At 74.2% G+C, this 21,298-nt stretch carries 19 protein-coding genes; 8 read left to right on the plus strand and 11 right to left on the minus strand.

What is annotated here, in order from left to right; genetic code table 11:
• Positions 1-66: 66 nt before the first annotated feature.
• The 4 genes from IE108_RS17755 to IE108_RS17770 form a co-directional block, all read right to left on the minus strand.
• A complete protein-coding gene (locus IE108_RS17755) occupies positions 67-1,737 on the minus strand; it encodes an acyclic terpene utilization AtuA family protein (protein WP_064728480.1) in 1,671 nt (556 codons plus the stop codon).
• Entirely contained in the window at positions 1,734-2,528 is a 795-nt protein-coding gene (locus IE108_RS17760; RefSeq protein ID WP_064728481.1) for a TIGR03084 family metal-binding protein, read from the minus strand. The genes IE108_RS17755 and IE108_RS17760 overlap by 4 nt, the downstream gene beginning before the upstream one ends.
• A 133-nt stretch (positions 2,529-2,661) precedes the next feature.
• The gene (locus tag IE108_RS17765; RefSeq protein WP_064728482.1) at positions 2,662-4,545 is read right to left on the minus strand and encodes a serine/threonine-protein kinase; all 1,884 of its coding nucleotides are present in this window, start codon (positions 4,543-4,545) and stop codon (positions 2,662-2,664) included.
• 105 nt (positions 4,546-4,650) lie between these two features.
• Positions 4,651-5,664, minus strand: coding sequence for an EamA family transporter (locus tag IE108_RS17770; protein WP_162494711.1), 1,014 nt, complete (start codon positions 5,662-5,664; stop codon positions 4,651-4,653).
• Between the two features lie 176 nt (positions 5,665-5,840).
• On the opposite strand from IE108_RS17770, the gene IE108_RS17775 reads away from it, so the two are divergent.
• Positions 5,841-6,293 carry an NUDIX hydrolase gene (locus IE108_RS17775; protein WP_079163550.1) on the plus strand — a complete coding sequence of 151 codons (453 nt, stop codon included), beginning with the start codon at positions 5,841-5,843 and terminating at the stop codon, positions 6,291-6,293.
• A gap of 91 nt (positions 6,294-6,384) precedes the next feature.
• Entirely contained in the window at positions 6,385-7,002 is a 618-nt protein-coding gene (locus IE108_RS17780) for a dihydrofolate reductase family protein (RefSeq protein WP_064728484.1), read from the plus strand.
• Positions 7,003-7,023: 21 nt separating this feature from the next.
• Here the strand turns inward: IE108_RS17780 and IE108_RS17785 are convergent, their stop codons facing one another.
• The 3 genes from IE108_RS17785 to IE108_RS17795 all read right to left on the minus strand — a co-directional run bounded on the left by IE108_RS17785 (position 7,024) and on the right by IE108_RS17795 (position 12,244).
• Positions 7,024-7,587 (minus strand): DinB family protein, encoded by a 564-nt coding sequence (locus IE108_RS17785; protein ID WP_064728485.1) that lies wholly within the window; start codon positions 7,585-7,587, stop codon positions 7,024-7,026.
• Positions 7,588-7,688: 101 nt separating this feature from the next.
• Positions 7,689-9,326 (minus strand): FG-GAP-like repeat-containing protein, encoded by a 1,638-nt coding sequence (locus tag IE108_RS35115; protein WP_079163829.1) that lies wholly within the window; start codon positions 9,324-9,326, stop codon positions 7,689-7,691.
• A gap of 38 nt (positions 9,327-9,364) precedes the next feature.
• Positions 9,365-12,244, minus strand: coding sequence for an FAD-binding and (Fe-S)-binding domain-containing protein (locus IE108_RS17795; RefSeq protein ID WP_064731818.1), 2,880 nt, complete (start codon positions 12,242-12,244; stop codon positions 9,365-9,367).
• A 111-nt stretch (positions 12,245-12,355) separates the two neighbouring features.
• Between IE108_RS17795 and serC the strand changes: the two genes are divergently transcribed.
• Positions 12,356-13,474, plus strand: coding sequence for a phosphoserine transaminase (gene serC / locus IE108_RS17800; protein WP_064728486.1), 1,119 nt, complete (start codon positions 12,356-12,358; stop codon positions 13,472-13,474).
• 243 nt (positions 13,475-13,717) lie between these two features.
• Positions 13,718-14,284, plus strand: a complete 567-nt coding sequence (locus IE108_RS17805; protein ID WP_064731819.1) for a GNAT family N-acetyltransferase — start codon at positions 13,718-13,720, stop codon at positions 14,282-14,284.
• Between the two features lie 46 nt (positions 14,285-14,330).
• On the opposite strand, the gene IE108_RS17810 is transcribed toward IE108_RS17805, so the two are convergent.
• Both IE108_RS17810 and IE108_RS17815 read right to left on the minus strand, forming a co-directional pair.
• Positions 14,331-15,155, minus strand: coding sequence for an ABC transporter permease (locus IE108_RS17810; RefSeq protein WP_064728487.1), 825 nt, complete (start codon positions 15,153-15,155; stop codon positions 14,331-14,333).
• Entirely contained in the window at positions 15,152-16,132 is a 981-nt protein-coding gene (locus IE108_RS17815) for an ATP-binding cassette domain-containing protein (RefSeq protein WP_064728488.1), read from the minus strand. Before IE108_RS17815 ends, IE108_RS17810 begins: the two co-directional genes overlap by 4 nt.
• Positions 16,133-16,222: 90 nt before the next feature.
• On the opposite strand from IE108_RS17815, the gene IE108_RS17820 reads away from it, so the two are divergent.
• Positions 16,223-17,029 (plus strand): TetR/AcrR family transcriptional regulator, encoded by an 807-nt coding sequence (locus IE108_RS17820; protein ID WP_064728489.1) that lies wholly within the window; start codon positions 16,223-16,225, stop codon positions 17,027-17,029.
• Here the strand turns inward: IE108_RS17820 and IE108_RS17825 are convergent.
• A complete protein-coding gene (locus IE108_RS17825; protein ID WP_064728490.1) occupies positions 17,003-17,980 on the minus strand; it encodes a hypothetical protein in 978 nt (325 codons plus the stop codon). The genes IE108_RS17820 and IE108_RS17825 overlap by 27 nt on opposite strands.
• 121 nt (positions 17,981-18,101) lie before the next feature.
• Here IE108_RS17825 and IE108_RS17830 point away from each other — a divergent pair, with 121 nt between their 5' ends.
• Both IE108_RS17830 and IE108_RS17835 read left to right on the plus strand, forming a co-directional pair.
• Positions 18,102-18,782: a GDSL-type esterase/lipase family protein gene (locus IE108_RS17830; RefSeq protein WP_064728491.1), complete on the plus strand. Its 681-nt coding sequence runs from the start codon at positions 18,102-18,104 to the stop codon at positions 18,780-18,782.
• Positions 18,783-18,894: 112 nt separating this feature from the next.
• Complete coding sequence (locus tag IE108_RS17835) at positions 18,895-19,887, plus strand: aldo/keto reductase (protein ID WP_064728492.1); 993 nt, start codon at positions 18,895-18,897, stop codon at positions 19,885-19,887.
• 122 nt (positions 19,888-20,009) lie between these two features.
• Here IE108_RS17835 and thpR read toward each other — a convergent pair whose 3' ends face one another.
• Complete coding sequence (gene thpR / locus IE108_RS17840) at positions 20,010-20,582, minus strand: RNA 2',3'-cyclic phosphodiesterase (RefSeq protein ID WP_064728493.1); 573 nt, start codon at positions 20,580-20,582, stop codon at positions 20,010-20,012.
• Between the two features lie 116 nt (positions 20,583-20,698).
• On the opposite strand from thpR, the gene IE108_RS17845 reads away from it, so the two are divergent.
• Entirely contained in the window at positions 20,699-21,286 is a 588-nt protein-coding gene (locus IE108_RS17845; protein WP_064728494.1) for a Uma2 family endonuclease, read from the plus strand.
• Positions 21,287-21,298: the final 12 nt, after the last annotated feature.

Consider the following 21,298-nt stretch of genomic DNA (forward strand, 5'->3'; position numbering starts at 1 on the left):
ATCTCCGGCGGGTACGACGGGACGGCGGTCACAGCACGGCCTCCGGGGGGTACGGCGGGACGGCGGTCACAGCAGGACCTCCGGGATGTCCAGGTGGCGGGCGCGCAGCCATTCGCCGAGCGCCTTGGCCTGCGGGTCGAAGCGGTGCCGGGCGGCGACGCCCTCGCCGAGGATGCCCTCGACGACGAAGTTGAGGGCGCGCAGGTTGGGCAGCGGGTGCCGGGTGACGGGCAGGCCCTGGGCCTCGGGGATCAGCTCCCGGAAGCGGTCGGCGGTGAGTTCGTGCGCGAGCCAGCGCCAGGCGTCGTCGGTCCGGGCCCAGACGCCGACGTTGGCGTTGCCGCCCTTGTCACCGCTGCGGGCGCCGGCGACGAGGCCGAGGGGGGCGGTCCGGGCGGGGCCCGGTGGGAGCGGGTCCGGCAGGGGCGGTTCCGGCACGTCGGTCAGTACGGCGGTGTCCTGGGGGCCCGGCACGGTGATGCGGTTCCCGTCGTGGAGGACGGCCACATGGTCGACGGCGCCGTGGGGGACGTACACATCCTCGAAGACCCCATAGGGGGCGGCCTTGCCCGGTGGTGCCAGCACATGGAAGCCGGGGTAGCTGGCCAGGGCCAGTTCGACGGCGGCGCCGCTCAACGCCCGCCCCACGACCTGCTGGTCGGCGTCCCGGACGACGAGCCGCAGCAGGGCGCCGGCCGTCTCCTGGGTCGGCGCGTCGGGCCGGTCGGTGCGCACCAGCTCCCAGCGGACGTCGGCGGCCTTGCCGAGCGCGGGCTCCAACTGGGCCCGCACCAGCGCCGCCTTGGCCTCGACGTCGAGGCCGGTGAGCACGAAGGCGACCTCGTTGCGGAAGCCGCCGAGGCGGTTGCGGCCGACCTTGAGGGTGGGCGGCGGCGCCTCGCCGCGCACGCCTTCGACGCGGACGCGGTCGGGGCCGTCCTGGGTGAGGCGCACGGTGTCCAGGCGGGCGGTGACGTCGGGTCCGGCGTAGCGGGCGCCGCCCGTCTCGTACAGGAGCTGGGCGGTGACGGTGCCGGTGTCGACGAAGCCGCCGGTGCCGTCGTGCTTGGTGATGACCGCGGTGCCGTCGGCGTGGATCTCGGCGAGCGGGAAGCCGGGCCGGCGTACGTCGCCGTCCTGGAAGAACGCGTAGTTGCCGCCGGTCGTCTGCGCCCCGCACTCCAGCAGGTGCCCGGCGACGACGGCGCCCGCCAGCCGGTCGTACTCCGCGGGCGCCCAGCCGAAGTGCGCGGCGGCGGGGCCGGTGACCAGGGCGGCGTCGGTGACGCGTCCGGTGACGACGACGTCGGCGCCCGCGCGCAGGCACTCCGCGATGCCGAAGCCGCCGAGGTAGGCGTGCGCGGCCAGGGCTCCCGGGTGGGCGGCGGTGAGGTCGTCGCCCTCTACGTGCGCGACGCGGACGGGGATGCCGAGGCGGTCGGCGAGGGCGCGTACGGCGTCGGCGAGTCCGGCGGGGTTGAGCCCGCCCGCGTTGCCGACGATCCTGACGCCCCGGTCGTGGGCGAGGCCGAGGCACTCCTCCAGCTGCCGCAGGAAGGTGCGGGCGTAGCCGGAGCCGGGGTCCTTGAGCCGGTCGCGGCCCAGGATGAGCATGGTCAGTTCGGCGAGGTAGTCGCCGGTGAGGACGTCGAGGGGGCCGTCGGTGAGCATCTCGCGCATGGCGTCGAAGCGGTCGCCGTAGAAGCCGGACGCGTTCCCGACGCGCAGGACGCTCACCGCGCGGCCCCCTTCGGCTTCCGTCCGGCGCCGGGCGGTCCGGCGAAGGCCTGGGCGATGTCCAGCCAGCGGTCGGCTTCCGGGCCCTCGGCGGTGAGGTCGAGGTCGGCGCGGTGGGCGCGCTGGGTGGCGAGCAGGCAGAAGTCGAGCGCGGGGCCGGTGACGCGCTGCGGGGCGTCCGCGGGGCCGTACGCCCAGACGTCGCCGTCCGGGCCGGTGAGTTCGACCCGGAACTCCTCGCCGGGCGGGGTGAGTCCGTGGGCGGCGTGGGCGAAGTCCCGGGCGCGGACGCCGATGCGGGCGATGTGCCGCAGGCGGCCGGTGGGCGGGCGGACGACGCCGAGCGCGTCGGCGATGTCGAGGCCGTGCGCCCAGGTCTCCATCAGACGGGCGGTGGCCATCGAGGCGACGGCCATCGGGGGGCCGTACCAGGGGAAGCGGGCGCCGGGGGTGGCACCGCGCAGGGCCTCCTGGAGGGTCCTCCGGCCGTCCCGCCAGGCGGCCAGCAGCACGGCGGGCTCCTGCCGGGCGCCCTCCTCGGCACCGTCGTCGACGTACCGGTCGGGCGCGGCGAGCGCCTGCTCCACGAAGCCCCGGAAGGCGTCCTCGTCGGTGACGGCGGCCAGCGCGGCGCGGTCGGTCCAGGCCAGGTGCGCGACCTGGTGGGCGACCGTCCACCCGGGTGCGGGCGTGGCGAGCCCCCACTCCGCGAGGCTCAACCGGGCGACCAGCGCGTCGAGTTCCTCGCTCTCCTCGCGCAGGTCGTCGATCACGGGCGTCGGGTCGGACACGTGGGGCTCCCCTCGGGCACGGCGGTGAGCGGGGCGGTGTGGGGGGAGCATGGCAGGCGCGCCCATTAACAATCAAGCATGCTTGCATGATTTTGTACGCCCGGCTCCCGGCGGCCGGACCGCGCGCGGCGGCTCAGTCCTTCTCCGCCCGCCAGATCGTCAGGTCCGCGGTGACGAAGCCGACGTCCGGCATCGCCGTCGACTTCACCTGGACGACGAGCAGCGCGATGTCTCCGTTGCGGTGCTTGACGCAGATCTCGCTCCCGGCCGACGCCGCCGCGAGCGGGAGGCGGTGGCCGTCGGTGTCGGCCACGTCGTCGAGTTGGCTGCGGCAGTCCTCGTAGGTGGCGCCCGGCTCCCCGAAGAGCAGGCTGAAGACGCTGGTGTCGCTCTCCAGGGCGCAGCTCGCCTGCCGGCAGGCGAAGCGGATGTCCTGCTTCCGGTCCGTGCGCGTCTCTCCGGTGCCGAGGCCGAGCGAGTTCTTGCCGTCCAGCCACTGGGGCCCGTAGGCACGGGCCGTGGGGACGGCGGGGTCGGCCGCGGGCCCATCGGCCGCCGCTCCCTTTCCGCCGGACGCGGCGCCCCCCGGAGCGGCCGTCTCCGTGCCCGAGGATCCGGAGGCCGCGCCTCCGGCCTTCGCGTCCTCCGCCTGCCCGGTCTCCCTGGTCTCCCCGGTCCCCTGACCGGGCGTCCCGGAGGCGGACGCCGCCCTGTCCCGGGCGCGGTCCCGGAGGGCGTCCCACGCTCCGTCGAGGGCACTCCACGCCGCCGTGCCCACGAGGGCGGCCGCGGCCAGCGAGGCGGCCGTGATCAGCCCGGCCCGTCTCCTGCGGCGCCTGCGCTCCTCCGGTCCATCCGGCCGCCGCGGCGCGGTCGCCCCGTACGGGCCGGCGGGCCACTGGGCGGCGCCGGGCCACGGTGCCGGGAGCGGTGCCCGGGCGGTGGCGGGCCCCTCGGCGGCGGGGCCCTGTGCCGTTGCGGGCCACTGCTCGGTGACCGGCTCCCGGGCGGTACCCGTGCGCGGCGCGACGCCGGGCCACGCTGGGCCGCCGGCCGCGCCGGGCGCGGTCCACGGCCCCGTGTACGGCGCGGTGGGGGCCGGCTCCGGGGCCGGGGCGGGCGGCGGTACCGGCACCTCCGGTCCGGCGACCTCCCGCCAGACGGCGGGTCCCACCCCCTCCTCGGCGTCCCGCCCCAGCTCCCGCCGGCACCACGCCACGACCTCCGCCGCGGTGGCCCGCTCCGCGGGGTCGGCGGCCATGCAGCGGGCCACCAGCGGGCGGAGCTGTTCGGGCAGCCCGGACAGGTCGGGCTCGGAGTGCACGATCCGGTACAGCACGCCGACCGCGGGCCCGTCCCCGTAGAGCGGCTCCCCCAGCGCGGCGAACGCGGCGGTCTGGCCGAGCGAGAAGATGTCGGTCGCCGCCGTGACGTCTCGCCCGGAGGCCTGCTCGGGCGCCATGTACTGGGGTGTGCCGATGGTGGTGCCGGTGGCGGTGTGCGCGGTGCTATCGGCGGCGACCGAGATGCCGAAGTCGATGACGCGGGGGCCGTCGGCGGCGAGCAGCACGTTGGACGGCTTGAGGTCCCGGTGCACGATGCCCGCGTCGTGGACGGCCTGCAGCGCCTCGGCGACGCCCGCCATCAGCCACAGCACCGCCGGTACGGGCAGCGGCCCGCCGCGGGCGACGACGTCCGACAGCGCCGGGCCCGGCACGTAGAGCGTGGCCAGCCAGGGCGGGGTGCCGTCCGCGTCGGCGTCGATCACCTCGGCGGTGTAGGCGCCCTTCACCTTCCGGGCCGACCTGATCTCGCGGCCGAAGCGCCGCCGGAAGGCCGGATCGTCGGCGAGTTCGGACCGGACGACCTTGACGGCCACCGGGCGGCCGCCCTGGGTGTGCGAAAGGTAGACCCGGCCCATGCCGCCCGCTCCGAGCCGGGCGGCGAGCCGGTAACCGCCCACCACGCGCGGGTCGTCGTCCCGCAAGGGCTGGAAGACCTCGGCCGTGTGATTCATCGGTTTCCTCCCCATGATCCCGATGAGATGACCAGGTCCGCAGCCTATGCGGCGGGGTGACGTCCGGGCGGGCCGGGTCCCGGCGGCGCGTGGGCGCGGGGCGTCCTACGGCAGGTCGGGCACCGCCTTGACCTTCCGCCCCCGCCCCACCTGCGTCCGCACCGCCCCCATGCTGGCCGCGATGACCAGGGCGATGGCCGCGGACTGGGTGGCGGAGAGGGCCTGGTCGAGGATGAGGAAGCCGGCCGTGGCGGCGATGGCGGGTTCCAGGCTCATCAGGATCGCGAAGGTGGGGGCGGGCAGGCGGCGCAGGGCGAGGAGTTCGAGGGTGTACGGGAGGACGGAGGAGAGCAGGGCGACCCCGGCGCCCAGCCCGATCGTGACCGGGTCCAGGAGCTTGCCGCCCGACTCGGCGATGCCCAGCGGCAGGAACAGCACCGCGCCGACCGCCATCGCGAGCGCCAGCCCGTCGGCCTGCGGGAACCGGCGTCCGGTACGTGCACTGAAGACGATGTACGCCGCCCACATCGCGCCCGCCCCGAGCGCGAAGGCGGCACCGGCCGGGTCGAGGTCCTCGAAGCCCCCGCCGCCCAGCAGGAAGACGCCGGCCAGGGCGAGCGCCGCCCAGATGAGGTTGACCGCCCGGCGGGAGGCGAAGACGGACAGGGCGAGCGGGCCGAGCACCTCCAGGGTGACGGCGGGGCCGAGGGGGATGCGGTCGACGGCCTGGTAGAAGAGGCCGTTCATGCCGGCCATGGCGATGCCGAAGACGACGACCGTGCCCCAGTCGGCCCGGGAGTGCCCGCGCAGCCGGGGCCGGCAGATCAGCAGCAGTACGACGGCGGCCACCGCCAGCCGCAGGGTCACCACGCCGAGCGCCCCCGCCCGCGGCATCAGGGTCACCGCGAGCGCCGCTCCGAACTGCACGGAGAGGCCGCCGGCGAGGACCAGGCCGACCGGCCCGAGGGAGCCCCGGCCGCCGCCCGGCGCGCTCTGGTGGCCGGTGGCGGTGGCCGCGTCCGGGCCGGCCACGGGGGTGGCGGCGGCCTGGGACGGGGTGCTGGGGGTACTCACGGTGGCTCCGGAACGTCGGGGTGCGGCGGGTCGGGGGCGGTGCATGACGCGTCGGTCGTCCATCGCACTGTACGGCACAGTACAGAGCAGTGGACTTCGTCAGGCGTGTAAAGCCTCCAAGCAACTGTCGCGAGCGGGGCGGGTCGCTGTCAACGCACTTCCGCGATGTGGGCGGGGACTCGGCGGCGGGCTCCGCCGGGCGAGGAGGTAGCGTCCGGAGGGTGAGACGACTCGTTGCCCGCCTCTGGCGCCTGCTGCGCCCCGTGCAGAGCCGCGTGATGTGGCTGCTCCACACCAAGTACGTGGTCGGTGTCACCGGCGTCGTGCGCGACGACGAGGGACGGGTCCTGCTGCTGAAGCACCGGATGTGGCCGCCGGGACGCCAGTGGGGCCTGCCGAGCGGTTTCGCGCGCCGGGGCGAGGACTTCCGGGAGACGGTCGTGCGCGAGGTCAGGGAGGAGACCGCCCTGGACGTGGAGGTGGGCCGCCTGGTCATGCTCAACAGCGGCCTGCGCACCCGCCTGGAGGTGGCCTACGAGGCCCGGCTGCTCGGCGGCGAGCTGCGTCTCGACCCCTTCGAGATCCTGGAGGCCCGCTGGTGCCGCCCCGACGAGCTGCCCGAGGACAGCCAGCCGGTGTGCGGTCCGCTGGTGCGGGGCGAGACGACGCCCTGAGGAAGCCTCGCGGGCGGTGTCGAAAGCGGGGGCTCCCGATCGACGCACGGGTGAAGGCAGTACACCCGCCCCGACCCGAGGAGTGCCCCTCATGCCCGTCACCGCGGACTTCGCCATCACCCTCGACGGCTACGTCGCCGGCCCGAACGTCTCCCGCGACAACCCCGGGGGCGACGGCGCCGAGCGCATCTTCGACTGGATCCACACCCTGGCGAGCTGGCGGGAGCGCCAGGGCATGACCGGCGGCGACGAGAACCGCGACTCCGAGCTGGTCCGCGAGTGGTTCGACGCCACCGGGGCGGTGGTGATGGGCCGCACGATGTACGACCTGGGTGAGGAGTTCTGGGGCGACAACCCGCCCTTCCGCACCCCGGTCTTCGTCCTCACCCACCGCCCCCGCCCCACCCTGGTGAAGGAGGGCGGCACCACCTTCCACTTCGTCACCGAGGGCATCCACAGCGCCCTGGAGCGGGCCAGGGCCGCCGCCGGGGACCGGAACGTGGACATCGGGGGCGGCGCGGACACGGTTCGGCAGTACCTCGCGGCCGGGCTCGTCGACGAACTCCAGCTCCACGTGGTGCCCGTCCTCCTCGGCGGCGGGCTGCGCCTCTTCGAGGGGCTGGGGGACGCGGGGCGGCGCGACCTCGAACAGGTCGGGGCGGTCGAGACGCCCCTGGCGACGCACCTGAAGTACCGCTTCGTCGGGTGACCGGGCGGGAGGCCGTGCGGGTCAGCCCATGCTCTTGGCGCCGTCCAGGGACTCCCGGATGATGTCGGCGTGGCCGGCGTGCTGGGCGGTCTCGGCGATGACGTGCATGAGCACCCGGCGGGCCGACCAGCGCGCGTCCGCCTCGAACCAGGGGGCCTTCGGCAGCGGATGCGCGGCCCCCAGGTCGGGCAGGGCGGCGATCAGCTCGTCGGTCCTGCGGGCGGTCTCGGCGTAGTCGGCCAGCACACCGGCCAGCGTGTCGCCGGGCAGCATCCGGAACTCGGCCTCCCGCCGCGCCCAGTCGGCCTCGGTCATGGCCGTGAAGTCGCCCATCGCGGACGGGCCGTTCACGATGAACTCCGCCCAGCTCCTCTCCACCGCGGTCACGTGCTTGATCAGGCCGCCGAGGCACAACTCACTGGCGGTGGGCCGCAGGCCGGCCTGCTCGTCGGTGAGGTCGCGTGCGGTGAAGCGGAGGAAGTGCCGGTGCTTGGCCAGCGTCTCCAGCAGGTCGGCGCGCTCGCCGGTGGCGGCGGGGGCCGCGGTCTCCTCGCGGGTGCCGTCGGTGGTCTCTTCGAAGGGCATGGTCCGTCTCCGTCTTCCGGTGTTCCTGCTCCGTCGGTGAGACCACGCTACGAGGCATATAGGTCGGATCAGGTCCTAGATCGAGCCCGGAGACGGACGGCCTAGTGGGCGATCCCCGCACCCCCCATCAGCAGGCCCAGGCCCTCCGTGTCGTCGAAGGCGTCGGCGGACAGCCGGACCACGCCCTCGGTCGCGGGCCCCTCGGCCGTACCGGGCAGCATCCACGCCGCGCCGTCGATCGTGTCGCTGCCCGGAGCCGTCACCACGAGGTCGGCGTGGCCGTCGCCGTCCAGGTCGGTGAGGCCGAGGGAGCTGCCGAAGTCGGCCCCGCCGTCCGGGTCGGTGCCGAAGCCGGAGCCGTCGAAGAGGCGGGCGCCGGCGCCGCCGAGTCCGTCCGGGCCGCCGGCCAGGAACAGGACCTGCTCTGGACCTGGCTTCCCGTAGACGTCCCAGCGGGGTGCGCCGGCGACCACGTCGGCGTACCCGTCGCCGTTGACGTCGCCGACGCCGAGGGGGGCGAGGACGGCGTCCTCGTCCTGCGGTTCCTCGCCGGGCACGCCCGGGGTGTCGCGGTCGACGGTCGTCCTGCGCCCGCCCGGCCCGGACTCCGAGCCGTACACGACCGTCACCGAGCTGCGGCTCGCGTCGCCGCCCCGGGGGGTGAGGACCAGGTCGCCGAAGCCGTCGCCGTCCACGTCGCCGACGGCGCCCGTCCCGGCGTCGGGGAGGCGGACGCCGCGCGGCTGGGTGAAGCCGTCCCGGCCGCCGTGCAGGTAGCTCACCGGTCTGACCTGCTCGGACCAGGGCCCCTCGGGGTCCGGGTCGGCGTTGTGGAAGCTCACCAGGTCGTCGATGCCGTCGCCGTCGAGGTCCCCGGCCACGAGGTCGCCGTAGTTGGCGTCGGCGACGTCCGGCGCGGGCCTGCGCGGTGCGGGCACGCGGTCCGTCCCGGCCGGGGTGCCGTCGCGCCGGAAGGGACCCTTGAGCAGGCCCTTGTCGGAACCGAGCCCGAAGACCAGGTCCGGGTGCCGGTCGCCGTCGAAGTCACCGGCGGCGAGCTGCTCGTCGAGGCTCGGGTCGTTGTCCCAGGAGACGTGGCTGACGTCGGTGCCCGGCACGCGCGTGGCGGAGGCCAGCCCGTCCGCCGAGCCCCACACGATGATCACGCTCGGCTTCCAGTCGAAGACGGCGGACGCGAGGTCGGTGTACCCGTCCCCGTCGAGGTCCCGCGCCACCACGTCCGTACCGAAGAACGCCTCGTCGCGGTTGTTCCCGGGTATCCCGGGATCGTCCTGCGTGAGGTACTGGCAGCGCCCGATCCGCGTCCCGTCCCCCGTCCCGTAGGCGACCTCGATGCTCCCGCCGCCGCTCCCGCCCTCCACGCTGCCGCCGGAGCCGAGGGCGAGGTCGGGGTTGCCGTCCCCGTCGAAGTCGGCGTGCCCCTCGGGCGCGGGCCGGTCCGGCGCGGGCCGGTCCGGCGCGGGCGGGGCGCTCTCCGGCGCGGGCCGCCCCGACGCGGACCCTGAGCCCTCCGGCGCGGGCCGCCCCGACGCGGACGCGCCCTTCACGGCCGGCGCCCGGCACGCGTACGGCTCGGCGACGCCCTCCGGACCGCCGCCCAGGACCAGCATCCCCGCGACGACGGCCAGCGCCACCCCGACCGCACCGGCACCGATCCCCCACGTCCGCCCGCCGATGCGCCGCCGCCGCACCTCCGCCTGATCATCCGAACCGTCCATGGGGATGATCACGCACCGGGCGCGCCGCGCGGTTCCGGTCACGCCCGCGCGCCAGCGCCGCCGTCCCCGTCCAGCCCCTCCGCCAGCACCTCCGCCAGATGCCGCCCCCGCACCCCCGCCAGCTGCTCCAGCTGCGTCCGGCACGAGAAGCCGTCCGCCAGGACGACCGAGCCGGGCGGCGCCTGGCGTACCGCGGGGAGCAGCTGGTCCTCCGCGCAGGCGGCCGAGACCTCGTAGTGGCCCTTCTCGAAGCCGAAGTTGCCCGCGAGGCCGCAGCAGCCGCCGGTCAGCACGCCGGTCAGGCCCGCCGCCTCGCGAAGACGGCGGTCGGGGGCGTCGCCCAGGACCGCGTGCTGGTGGCAGTGGGTCTGGCCGGTGACCGGGCGGTCCAGGGCGGGCGGGGTCCAGTGGGGGGCGTGGCGTTCCAGGGCCTCGGCGAAGGTCAGTACACGGGCGGCGAGCCGAGCCGCCCGGGGGTCGTCGTGGAGCAGCTCGGGCAGGTCGGTGCGCAGCGCGGCGGCGCAGCTCGGTTCCAGCACGACGACCGGTGCCGACGTCTCCAGTACCGGGGCCATCAGGTCCAGCGTGCGGTGCAGCACCGCGCGGGCCTGGTCCAGTTGGCCCGTCGACACGTAGGTCAGGCCGCAGCAGACCCGGCCCCGGCGGGCCGACAGCAGCGCCGCCGGCGACTTGGACGTACCGTCGCCCACCGGGCCGCGTCCCCGCAGCGTCGGCGGCAGCGCCACCCGCAGCCCCGCCGCCTCCAGCACCCGTACGGCCGCCCGGCCCACGGACGGTGACAGGTGCTCGGTGAAGGTGTCGGGCCAGAGGACCACCAGATCGCCGGAGCGGGCCGGAACCGCAGGGCGCCTGCGCCACCAGCGGGTGAAAGGCTCCCGGGCCAGGCGGGGCAGCTCACGCTCCCCCGCGATCCCGCCCAGGCTTTTCGCCACCGCCGCCAACGGGGCCACCGACGCGAGCGCGTTGACGACCGGCGCCACCCGCACCCGCGCCGCCCAGCGCAGCCACACCGGCAGCCTGCCCATCGCGTAGTGGGCGGCAGGGCGGCGGCGCCCCGCGTAGTGGTGGTGCAGGAACTCCGCCTTGTACGTGGCCATGTCGACCTCGACCGGGCAGTCGGAGCGGCAGCCCTTGCAGGACAGGCACAGGTCGAGCGCGTCGCGTACCTCCGTCGACCGCCAGCCGTCCGTCACCAGTTCACCGGCGAGCATCTCGTGCAGCAGCCGGGCGCGTCCCCGCGTGGAGTGCTCCTCCTCCCCCGTCGCGCGGAACGACGGGCACATCACGTCCGCGCCCGCCGCGGAGGCCGTACGGCACTTGGCCACCCCGACGCAGCGCCGTACCGCCGCCGAGAAGTCGCCGCCGTCGGCCGGGTAGCCGAAGGCCACGTCCACCGGCTCGCGCGGCAGGACGGAGAAGCGGAGGTTCGCGTCGAGGGGCGCCGGACGGACCAGCATGCCGGGGTTGAGGAGGTCGTCCGGGTCCCAGACCGCCTTGGCCCGCTCGAAGAGCGCCACCGTCTCCTCGCCGTACATCCGCGGCAGCAGCTCCGCCCGCGCCTGCCCGTCCCCGTGCTCCCCGGAGAGCGAGCCGCCGTGCGCCACGACCACGTCCGCCAGCTCCTCGGAGAAGCGGCGGAACCTCGCGATCCCCGCGTCCGTCAGCAGGTCGAAGTCGATGCGCACGTGGATGCAGCCGTCGCCGAAGTGGCCGTACGGTGTGCCGCGCAGCCCATGAGAGGTCAGCAGCGCCCTGAAGTCCCGCAGGTAGGCGCCGAGGCGGGCCGGGGGCACCGCGCAGTCCTCCCAGCCGGGCCACGCCTCCGCACCGTCCGGCATCCGCGTGGCCGTACCGCTGGCGTCCTCCCGTACGCGCCACAGCGTCCGTTGCCCGGCCGGGTCGGTCACCACGCGCGCGTCCAGGACGTCGGCCGCCCGCACGATCGCCTCCGCACGCGCGCGTGCCTCCGCCTCCGAGTCCCCGCCGGTCTCCACGAACAACCAGGCGCCGCCCCGGGGCAGCCCCCGCGTGGACGGCACCAGGTCGGCCGCCATGCCCTCCACCGTCAGCGGGCCGTACGGCAGCAGCCCGGCCGCCGCCTCCGCCGCCCCGGCCTCGTCGGCGTAGCCCAGCACCGCGAGGGCACGCGCGCGTGGCGCATCGACCAGCCGTACCGTCGCCTCGGTCACCACGCCCAGCGTGCCCTCCGAGCCGCAGAAGGAGCGGGCGACGTCGGCGCCCCGCTCGGGCAGCAGCGCGTCCAGCGCGTAGCCGGAGATCCGGCGGGGGAGGTCGGGGAAGCCGGTGCGCAGGCGCGCCAGGCCGCCGTCGACCAGCTCCCGCAGGCCGTCCGGGGCGCCGGACCACTCCTGCCCGAGCCGGAGCCGCTTCCCGCGCGCCGTGAGCACCGTCAGCTCGCGCACGCTGTCGGCCGTCGTGCCCCAGGCCACCGAGTGGGAGCCGCAGGAGTTGTTGCCGATCATGCCGCCGAGGGTGCAGCGGCCGTGGGTGGAGGGGTCGGGGCCGAAGCGCAGGCCGTGCGGGGCGGCGGCGTCCTGGAGGCGGTCGAGGACCAGACCCGGCTGGACCACGGCCGTCCGCGCCTCCGCGTCGAGGGAGACCAGCCGGTTCATGTGCCGGGTGAAGTCCAGCACCACACCCGTCCCGGTCGCCTGCCCCGCGATCGACGTGCCCCCGCCGCGCGCGACGACCGGCACCCCGTGCTCCCGGCACACCGCCAGCGCGGCCGCCACGTCGTCGGCGTCTCTCGGCGCCACCACGCCGAGCGGGACCCTCCGGTAGTTGGACGCGTCCATCGTCGTCAGGGCGCGGGAGGTGGCGTCGAACCCGACCTCGCCGCGGACGGCCCTGCGCAGTGCTGCCTCCAGATCGGTCATGTCCTCCAGCATGGGCGCTCGTCGTTCCGTACAGGTCCGCCAGGCGGAGATCTCGTCTCATCGGACGGACATGGCTTCGCCCGGTTTGGCCGACGGGATACCCTCCGGCACGTGGCTGAGATCCAGATTCCTGCTGACATCAAGCCCGCGGACGGTCGATTCGGCGCGGGTCCCTCCAAGGTGCGGGTGGAGGCGCTGGACGCCCTGGCCGCCACCGGTACGTCCCTCCTCGGCACCTCCCACCGACAGGCTCCGGTCAAGAACCTGGTCGGCAAGGTCCGCGAGGGCATCCGCGAGCTGTTCCGGCTCCCCGACGGCTACGAGGTGATCCTCGGCAACGGCGGCTCCACCGCGTTCTGGGACGTCGCGACGCACGGCCTGATCGAGAACCGGTCGCAGCACCTGAGCTTCGGCGAGTTCTCGTCCAAGTTCGCCAAGGCCGCGAAGCTCGCGCCCTGGCTGGCCGAGCCGACCGTCGTCTCCTCCGACCCGGGCACCCACCCCGACGCGCACGCCGAGGCCGGTGTGGACGTGTACGCGTTCACCCACAACGAGACCTCGACCGGCGTCGCCATGCCCGTCAAGCGGGTCGCCGGCGCCGACGAGGGCTCCCTGGTGCTGGTCGACGCGACGTCCGGCGCCGGGGGTCTGCCCGTCGACATCGCCGAGACCGACGTGTACTACTTCGCCCCGCAGAAGTCCTTCGCCTCCGACGGCGGCCTGTGGATCGGCGTCTTCTCCCCGGCCGCGATCGAGCGCGCCGAGCGGATCCACGCCTCCGGCCGCCACGTCCCGGAGTTCTTCTCCCTCCCGACGGCGATCGACAACTCCCGCAAGAACCAGACGTACAACACCCCGGCCCTGGCCACGCTCTTCCTGCTGGGCGAGCAGCTGGACTGGATGAACGGCCAGGGCGGCCTGGACTTCACCACCGGCCGCACCAAGGACTCCTCGACCCGCCTGTACACCTGGGCCGACGAGTCCAAGTACGCCACCCCGTTCGTCACCGACCCGGCCAAGCGGTCGCAGGTCATCGGCACCATCGACTTCGCCGACGACATCGACGCCGCCGCGGTCGCCAAGGTGCTGCGCGCCAACGGCGTCGTCGACACCGAGCCGTACCGCAAGCTCGGCCGCAACCAGCTGCGCGTGGCGATGTTCCCGGCGATCGACCCGGCGGACGTCGAGGCGCTCACGAAGTGCGTCGACTACGTGATCGAGAAGCTGTAGCCTCCGGCGGCCGTACGTGAAAGGGCGCCCGGCGGATCACCCGCCGGGCGCCCTCCGCGCATCCGCACGCCCTACTTCTCGCCGAACAACTCCTCCGGAGACACTGTCCACGCGGCGCTCAAGTGGTCTGATCTCAGTGCGTCGAAGGAGTGAAAGTGCTTTTGGCCTATGCCAAGGGCGTGCACGGTCGTAGCGGACGAAATTGCCGCGCCCCGGACCGCGAGAGGGCCCAGGATGGCGGGCATGCCCTTGACGACTCCCGTACTGCACACCGCCCGCCTGCGCCTGCGGCCCTTCACCGCCGACGACGTGGACGCCCTCTTCGCGCTGCACGGCAACACCCGCGTGATGCGCTACTGGGACTCCGCGCCGTGGACCGACCGGGCGCGCGGCGAGCTGTTCGTCGAGCGGTCCGGGAGGATGGCGCAGGAAGGTACCGGCGCGCGGGTGGCGATCGAGCGCTCCGCCGACGGGGTCTTCGTCGGCTGGTGCTTCCTGGGTGAATGGAACCCGGACTTCCGCAGCGCGTCGACGGGTTACTGCCTCGAAGAGGCGGCGTGGGGCCACGGCTACGCGACGGAGGCCGCGCACGCCCTCCTGCGGTGGGGCTTCGACACGCTCGACCTCAACCGGGTCCAGGCCGAGGCCGACACACGCAACGCGGCGTCGGCCCGGGTCCTGGAGAAGATCGGCTTCGTGCGGGAGGGGACGCTGCGCGAGGAGTGCGTCGTGAACGGTGAGGTGTCCGACACGTGGGTGTACGGACTGCTCAGGCGCGAGTGGCGGCCGGCGGCCGTCCCCGTCCACTGAGGGACCGCACGCCGGACCACCCGCCGGAACCGCACTCCGCCGGTGCCTACCGGCTCAGCCGCTGGAACCGGCGTACCGCCAGCGGCAGGAAGACCGCCGTCAGGATCACCGGCCAGCCGACCGCCATCAGCAGCGCGTGCCGCTCGATCCACGAGTCGCCGCCGCCGACCGGTGTGCCGAACAGCTCGCGGGCGGCGGCCGCCGTGGAGGAGATGGGGTTCCAGGCGGCCACCCAGCCCAGCCAGTCGGGCATGAGCTGCGGGGCGACGAAGATGCTGGAGATCATCGTCAGCGGGAAGGCGACCGCGAACAGCCCTCCCGCGGCCTCCGGGTTGGGGACGAGCAGGCCCAGCCACACGCCGATCCAGATCAGCGCGAACCGCAGCCACAGCAGCAGCCCGAACGCGCCCAGGAAGCCCCAGCCGCCGTCCGGCCGCCAGCCCATGGCCATCGCCGTCAGCATCATGATGGCCAGCTCGGCGCAGGCGGCGAGCAGGTCGGTGACGCCGCGTCCGGCGACCACCGCGGAGGAGGCCATCGGCATGGAGCGGAACCGGTCGATGACGCCCTTGGTGGAGTCGTGGACGACGAGGGTCGCGGTGTTGATGAAGCCGAACGCCATCGTCATGACGAACATGCCGGGCATCAGGAAGTCCTGGTAGTCCCCGCCGCCCGGCACCTTCATCGCGCTGCCGAAGACGTAGCCGTACAGGAGGACGGAGAGGATCGGGAAGCCCAGCTGCCAGGCGATGTTGACGGGCTGGCGCTGGTAGTGGAGCAGGCCGCGGCGGACCAGGTTGCCGCAGTCGGCGAGCAGCCAGTACAGACGCCCGCGCTCGCGCGGGACCGTGGTCGGGTCGAGGGCGCTCATGCGGCCGCCGCCTCCTTCTCCGTCGTCCGGGCACCGGTGCGGTGTCCGGTCAGGCGCAGGAACACGTCGTCGAGGCTGGGCCTGCGCAGCCCGATGTCCTCCACGGCCACGCCCTCGTCCTGGAGGGTGCGGGCCACCTCGGTCAGCGCGGCCACCCGGTCGGTGACCGGGGCGTGCACGCGCAACGCCTCCTCGTCGGTCTCCGGTTCGCCCTCGCAGACCCGGGCGACCACCTTCACCACCCTTGGCAGCTCGGCCCGTTCGGCGACGACGACCTCGACGCGGTCGCCGCCGACCAGGTCCTTCAGGCCGTCCGGGGTGTCGTCGGCGATGGAGCGTCCCTGGTCGATGACGGTGATGCGGGAGGCCAGCCGGTCGGCCTCCTCCAGGTACTGCGTGGTCAGCAGCACGGTGGTGCCGCCCGCCACCAGGGCCCGCACCGAGTCCCAGACCTCGCCGCGGCTGCGCGGGTCGAGGCCGGTCGTCGGCTCGTCCAGGAACAGCACGGACGGGGCGAGGATCATCGACGCGGCGAGGTCGAGGCGGCGCCGCATGCCGCCGCTGTACTTGCCGACGCCGAGGTCGGCGGCGGCGGTCAGGTCGAACCGGTCCAGCAGCTCGACGGCGCGGGCGCGGGCCCGGCGTCCGCCGAGGTGGAACAGGCGCCCGAACATCTCCAGGTTCTGCCGGCCGGTGAGCACCTCGTCCACCGCCGCGTACTGGCCGGTCAGGCCGATCCGGGCGCGCACCTCGCGCGGGCGCCGGGCGACGTCGAGGCCGGCCACCTCGGCCCGGCCGCCGTCCAGCTTCACCAGCGTGGACAGGATGCGCACCGCCGTGGTCTTGCCCGCGCCGTTCGGCCCGAGCAGGCCGTGCACGGTGCCCTCGCGGACGGCCAGGTCGAAGCCGTCGAGGGCGGGTTTGCCGCCGTACCGCTTCTCCAATCCCTCGGCGCGCACCGCGTGTCCGTCGCTCATGGGTCCCCCTCTCACTCGCCAACTGAGTACACCGTACCCGATTACGCGTACGCCGTACTCAGTTTTTTTCGGCGGACCTAGACTGGGCCCATGGCGAGCGGCACGGAGACCAGCGGCAGCGGCGACATCGCCCGCACCCTCGAACTGTTGTGGGACACCGGCCGGCGTCCGAGCCGGGGGCCCAAGCCCGGTCTGACGCTGGAGCGGATCGTGGAGGCCGCCGTGGAGGTCGCGGACCGGGAGGGGCTCGGCGCCGTCTCGATGCGCCGCATCGCCACCGAGCTGGGCACCGGCACGATGTCGCTGTACCGCTACGTCCCCGGCAAGGGCGAGCTGCTCGACCTGATGCTGGACCGCGTGCAGCGCGCCTCGGAGAACCCCGCCGACCTCGGCGACGGCGGCTGGCGCCCGGCGCTGCACGCCCTCGGCCACGCCACGCTCGCCCTCTACCGCCGCCACACCTGGCTGCTGGAGGTCAACCAGTCCCGCCCCGTCCTCGGCCCGAGCGCGCTGGAGGGCATGGAGAGGGTGCTCTCCCGGATCAAGCCGATGGGCCTGACCGACCCCGAGCTGCTGTCGGTGATCATCATGGTCGACGGGTACGTCGTCGGGGCCGCCCGCACGCAGGTGTACGCGCAGGAGGCCGAGCGCAGTTCGGGGCTCACGGACGCGCAGTTCTGGGAGGCGCAGGAGCCGATGCTGGTGAAGGCCATGACCAGCGGGCGCTACCCCGTCCTGGCCGGGATGTCGGAGGACACCTTCGGGCCGGGGTTCGACCACTTCGAGTTCGGGCTCCAGCGCATCCTGGACGGCCTGGAGGACTTCGTGGCCGCCCGGAACGCGGCGCGGGCCCCCGGCCCCCCGGCGGGCTCAGCGCCGCCGGAACAGCCGGCGTAGCCCGAACAGCGCGAGGCACGCGACGACCAGCCCGGCCGCCCCGACCTTGAGGGTGTCCCCGCCGGGGACGCCGGAGCCGGAGCCGTCCCCGCCCGAGGCGCCGGAACCGCCCCCGCCCGAGGAGCCCGCGCCGGGCGCGTCCTGGGCCCGGACGGGGCTGTTCGCGCCCTCCATGCCGAGCAGCAGCTTCGCGCCGTCGGTGGTGTAGGTGACGGACTCGCCCTGCCCGAGGGGCACGCTGATCCGGTCCTTGCGCTGGATCTTCCCGCCGTTCCAGTCGTACCAGATGCCCCCGAGGTAGCCGCGCACGGCGAGCGACTTCCCGTCCGGGGAGAACGCGGCGTCGGTGGCCCAGAGGTCGACGGGGACGGTGGGCCGGAAGACGTTGGTGCCGGAGGCGGAGAGCTTGGCCGGACCCTCGTAGAGGTGCCCGCCGTCCTCGTTCTTGTCGATGAGGTAGACCCGCCCGGTCTTCGGGTGCACGACCATCGACTCCGCGTCCCGGGCGCCGTCCGCGTACTTGACGACGTACTGCGTCGCCTTGACGGTCTGGTCCTTCAGCTCCTTCGGCTCGGGCAGCTCGTAGATCCACACGTACGGCCAGGTGCCGCCGAGGTTGTCCCCGATGTCGCCGACGAAGATGCGGTTGCCCGGTCCGACCGCGATCGCCTCGACGTCCCGTGGCCTGCCGACGCCGGAGAGGGCGACGCGGGCGACGGTCTCGCCGGTGGCGCCGTCGACGGCGTACAGGTAGGGCCCGTTGTCCTGGTCGTTGTGCGTCCAGTAGACGCCCGGGTGGAGGCGGGAGGCGGCGAGGCCGCTGGACTCGGTGATGCGCGGGTCCTTGATGGTGAACCCGTCGCTCCCGGGGACGCCGTCGGCTGCGGAGGCGGGCACGGCGAACGCGCCCACGAGGAGGGCCGCGGCGAGGAGGGCGAGGGGTCTGCGCATGCGCCAAGCCTGCCATCCCGCGCGGGCGTTCACCCCGGCCCTCACCCCGGGTGGCCGGGCTCACATCCGGGGTGGCCCGGCTCACGTCGCGCCGCCCCGACCGATCGTCCATGATGAGCGGATGCTCAGGTTCATGTTCGTCGGTGACTCCATGACGATCGGAAGCACCGGCGAACACACGTGGCGCTACCGGCTGTGGCAGCACCTGTGCGCCTCGTACGGCCGCCCCTTCACCTGCGTCGGCCCGCGCGAGACACTGCACGACCAGGTGACGGACGCCCCCACCTCGTACGCCTACGCCGAACCCGCCTTCCCCCGCGCCCACCTGGCCGGCTGGGGCGAGGGCTGGCACCACATGACGCCGCTGATCGGCGGGGCGGTACGGGAGTACCGCGCGGACGTGCTCCTGGTCTCCCTGGGCCTGATCGACCTCGGCTTCTACACCAACGCGGAGCAGACCGCCGACAACGTCCGCGCCTTCGTCGCCGAGGCCCGTGCGGCCAACCCGCGCGTGCGGATCGCGGTGATGCCGGTGCTGCACAACATCCGCGTGGACGCCGACCCCACCTTCGCCGGGCAGGTCCACCGCTTCAACGAACTCCTCGCCAAGACCCTCGCCGACCTCGACGAACCGGGCTCCCCGCTGCTGCTCGTACCGCCGCCAGCGGACTACGAGTTCCACGCGGACACGTACGACGGCACCCACCCGAACGAGAGCGGCGAGCACCGCATCGCGGCCGCGTTCGCCGAGGCGATGGACGAGGACTGGGGCCTCGGCGGGCCCTACACCGCCGCCGCGTAGAGCGCCGCCGGGCGCCGGTCCGCGGCCGCCTGCCCGGACGGCGGGGCGCCGCGCGGGCGCGAGGCCCGGGATCACTTGCCTGGAGCGCACTCCAAGCCGTTGGCTTGGAGGCATGGAGTACACGCAGCTGGGACGCACAGGACTCAAGGTCAGCCGGCTCGTCCTCGGGACGATGAACTTCGGTCCGCAGACCGACGAGGCCGACAGCCACGCCATCATGGACGCGGCGCTGGACGCCGGCCTGAACTTCTTCGACACCGCCAACGTGTACGGCTGGGGCGAGAACAAGGGCCGCACCGAGGAGATCATCGGCAACTGGTTCGCGAAGGGCGGCGACCGGCGCGACCGGACCGTCCTCGCCACCAAGGTGTACGGGAACATGACCGCCGACGGCGAGGCGTGGCCCAACCACGACAAGCTGTCCGCGGTGAACATCCGCCGGGCGGTGGACGCCAGCCTCAAGCGGCTGCGCACGGACCACATCGACCTGTACCAGTTCCACCACGTCGACCGGGACACCGGCTTCGACGAGATCTGGCAGGCGATCGACGTCCTGGTCCAGCAGGGCAAGATCCTGTACGCGGGGTCGTCGAACTTCCCCGGGTACAAGATCGCCCAGGCCAACGAGACCGCCGCCCGGCGCGGCGGCACCATCGGCCTGGTCAGCGAGCAGTGCCTCTACAACCTGGCCGAGCGCCGGGCCGAGATGGAGGTGATCCCGGCCGCGCGGGAGTACGGCCTCGGGGTGATCCCCTGGTCGCCGCTGCACGGCGGGCTCCTCGGCGGCGTGCTCAAGAAGGAGGTCCAGGGCGGACGCCGGGCCTCGGGGCGGGCCGCCGACACGCTGGCCGACCCGGCGGGCCGCGCACGGATCCAGGCCTACGAGGACCTGCTCGACAAGCACGGACTCGCACCCGGTGAGACCGCCCTGGCCTGGCTGCTGACCCGGCCCGGCGTGACCGGCCCGATCGTCGGTCCGCGCACCGCGGAGCAGCTCGACTCGGCGCTGCGGGCGGTGGAGCTGGAGCTGTCGGACGAGCTGCTGGCCGGCCTGGACGAGATCTTCCCGGGCCCGGGGCCGTCCCCGGAGGCCTTCGCCTGGTAACGCCGTGAGCGGGGCGGCGGCCGGCTCAGCCGAGGGCCGCCGCCACCGCCACGACGACGAGCATCAGCACGAGCACACCGGCCATGATCCGGTTACGGGTCTTCGGGTCCACGCCCCCGAGCCTAACCGGACGCGCCGAGCGGGTGGCGGGCGACCGCCTCGTAGCGGGGCTGCTCCCCCGGCACGCCGGACCGCGGCAGGTTGCTGCGCACCAGCGCCAGGTGGGTCACGGTCCAGGTGCGGCTGGTGAGACCGTCCAGTAGCGCGAGGTACGGCCGCACGTCGTGCGCCTGCCGGCTGCGGGCCACCGTGAGGTGGGGCTTGTAGCGCCGGTGCTCCCCCGGCGCGACGCCCGCCTTGCGCCCCGCCGCCTCCGCCCGCTCGGCGAGCAGCCGCAGGTCCGCGAGGCCGCCCTCGGCGCCGGCCCACAGGGCCCGTCCGTGCCCGAAGTGCCCGCCGCCGCTCAGCGCCAGCCCGAAGGGTTCGGTGCGGTGCGCGGCCCGCGCCAGCCGCTCCGACAGCTCCGGCACGAGGGCGTCGTCCACGTCCCCGTAGAACGCGAGCGTGAAGTGCCACCCGGCCCGCCCGGTCCACCGCAGCCCGTCCGCCCCGGGCAGCCTCCGCAGCGCGTCCACCTCGACGGCGAGAGCGGCGGCGACGTCCTCGGGGGGCAGGAGGGCGGCGAAGAGTCTCATGCCGACCAGTCTCCCCCGGGGAACACGTGTACGTCCGCGCGTGTCCAGGTCACCGTGCGTATCGTTGTACCGCGCGGCTGCACTCGCGTCGGGGGCAGCCGGGGAGGAGCGCCACGATGACCGTCCTTGACGACAGGATCGAGATGGCCGAAGAGAGCGCCGAGCTCACTCTGGACGTCATGTTCGAGTGGCTCGAGAAGTTGCCCGTCCCCGAGGGATACAAGGCCGAGATCGTCGGGGGGCACATCTTCATGACGCCGCAGCGGGACGCCCACTGGGACATCATCGCGGACATCTACGATCAGCTCCGCACCAAGTACCCACGCAAGCGCGTCAAGTCCGACGTCCGTATGGACTACCCGGGTTACCTCAACGGCTTCGCCTCCGACGTCGTGGCCCTGGCCGAGGGGGCTTCGAAGGACGGCAAGGGCCTCTGGCTCCCCGAGGACGTCGAGTTCGTCGCCGAGGTGATCTCCCGGAGCACTGCCGGTAACGACCACGGCCCCAAGAAGGACGCCTACGCCGCCGCAAAGGTCCCGGTGTACCTGATCGTGGACCCCTATGCCGCGGAGTGGCACCTGCACACGCTGCCCGTGGACGGCAAATACCACGCGCGCGTCAGCTTCGGCTTCGGCGAGGACGTCGACCTGACCGGGACCGTCGTCGGCCTCACCCTCAAGACCGACGACTTCCCCCGCGACTGACCCGGCAGGCGG

This window comes from Streptomyces parvulus (assembly GCF_014648855.1).
GTDB lineage: Bacteria > Actinomycetota > Actinomycetes > Streptomycetales > Streptomycetaceae > Streptomyces > Streptomyces parvulus.

What these genes read in the sequence shown, in the direction of transcription:
- IE108_RS17820 (WP_064728489.1), top strand. Translation starts at nt 16,223, where the DNA reads ATGGCGAGCGGCACGGAGACCAGCGGCAGCGGCGACATCGCCCGCACC.
- IE108_RS17845 (WP_064728494.1), top strand. Translation starts at nt 20,699, where the DNA reads ATGACCGTCCTTGACGACAGGATCGAGATGGCCGAAGAGAGCGCCGAG.
- IE108_RS17805 (WP_064731819.1), top strand. Translation starts at nt 13,718, where the DNA reads ATGCCCTTGACGACTCCCGTACTGCACACCGCCCGCCTGCGCCTGCGG.
- IE108_RS17815 (WP_064728488.1), bottom strand. Translation starts at nt 16,132, where the DNA reads ATGAGCGACGGACACGCGGTGCGCGCCGAGGGATTGGAGAAGCGGTAC.
- IE108_RS35115 (WP_079163829.1), bottom strand. Translation starts at nt 9,326, where the DNA reads ATGGACGGTTCGGATGATCAGGCGGAGGTGCGGCGGCGGCGCATCGGC.
- IE108_RS17825 (WP_064728490.1), bottom strand. Translation starts at nt 17,980, where the DNA reads ATGCGCAGACCCCTCGCCCTCCTCGCCGCGGCCCTCCTCGTGGGCGCG.
- IE108_RS17770 (WP_162494711.1), bottom strand. Translation starts at nt 5,664, where the DNA reads ATGCACCGCCCCCGACCCGCCGCACCCCGACGTTCCGGAGCCACCGTG.
- IE108_RS17835 (WP_064728492.1), top strand. Translation starts at nt 18,895, where the DNA reads ATGGAGTACACGCAGCTGGGACGCACAGGACTCAAGGTCAGCCGGCTC.
- thpR (WP_064728493.1), bottom strand. Translation starts at nt 20,582, where the DNA reads ATGAGACTCTTCGCCGCCCTCCTGCCCCCCGAGGACGTCGCCGCCGCT.
- IE108_RS17810 (WP_064728487.1), bottom strand. Translation starts at nt 15,155, where the DNA reads ATGAGCGCCCTCGACCCGACCACGGTCCCGCGCGAGCGCGGGCGTCTG.
- IE108_RS17765 (WP_064728482.1), bottom strand. Translation starts at nt 4,545, where the DNA reads ATGAATCACACGGCCGAGGTCTTCCAGCCCTTGCGGGACGACGACCCG.
- IE108_RS17795 (WP_064731818.1), bottom strand. Translation starts at nt 12,244, where the DNA reads ATGACCGATCTGGAGGCAGCACTGCGCAGGGCCGTCCGCGGCGAGGTC.
- IE108_RS17785 (WP_064728485.1), bottom strand. Translation starts at nt 7,587, where the DNA reads ATGCCCTTCGAAGAGACCACCGACGGCACCCGCGAGGAGACCGCGGCC.
- IE108_RS17780 (WP_064728484.1), top strand. Translation starts at nt 6,385, where the DNA reads ATGCCCGTCACCGCGGACTTCGCCATCACCCTCGACGGCTACGTCGCC.
- IE108_RS17830 (WP_064728491.1), top strand. Translation starts at nt 18,102, where the DNA reads ATGCTCAGGTTCATGTTCGTCGGTGACTCCATGACGATCGGAAGCACC.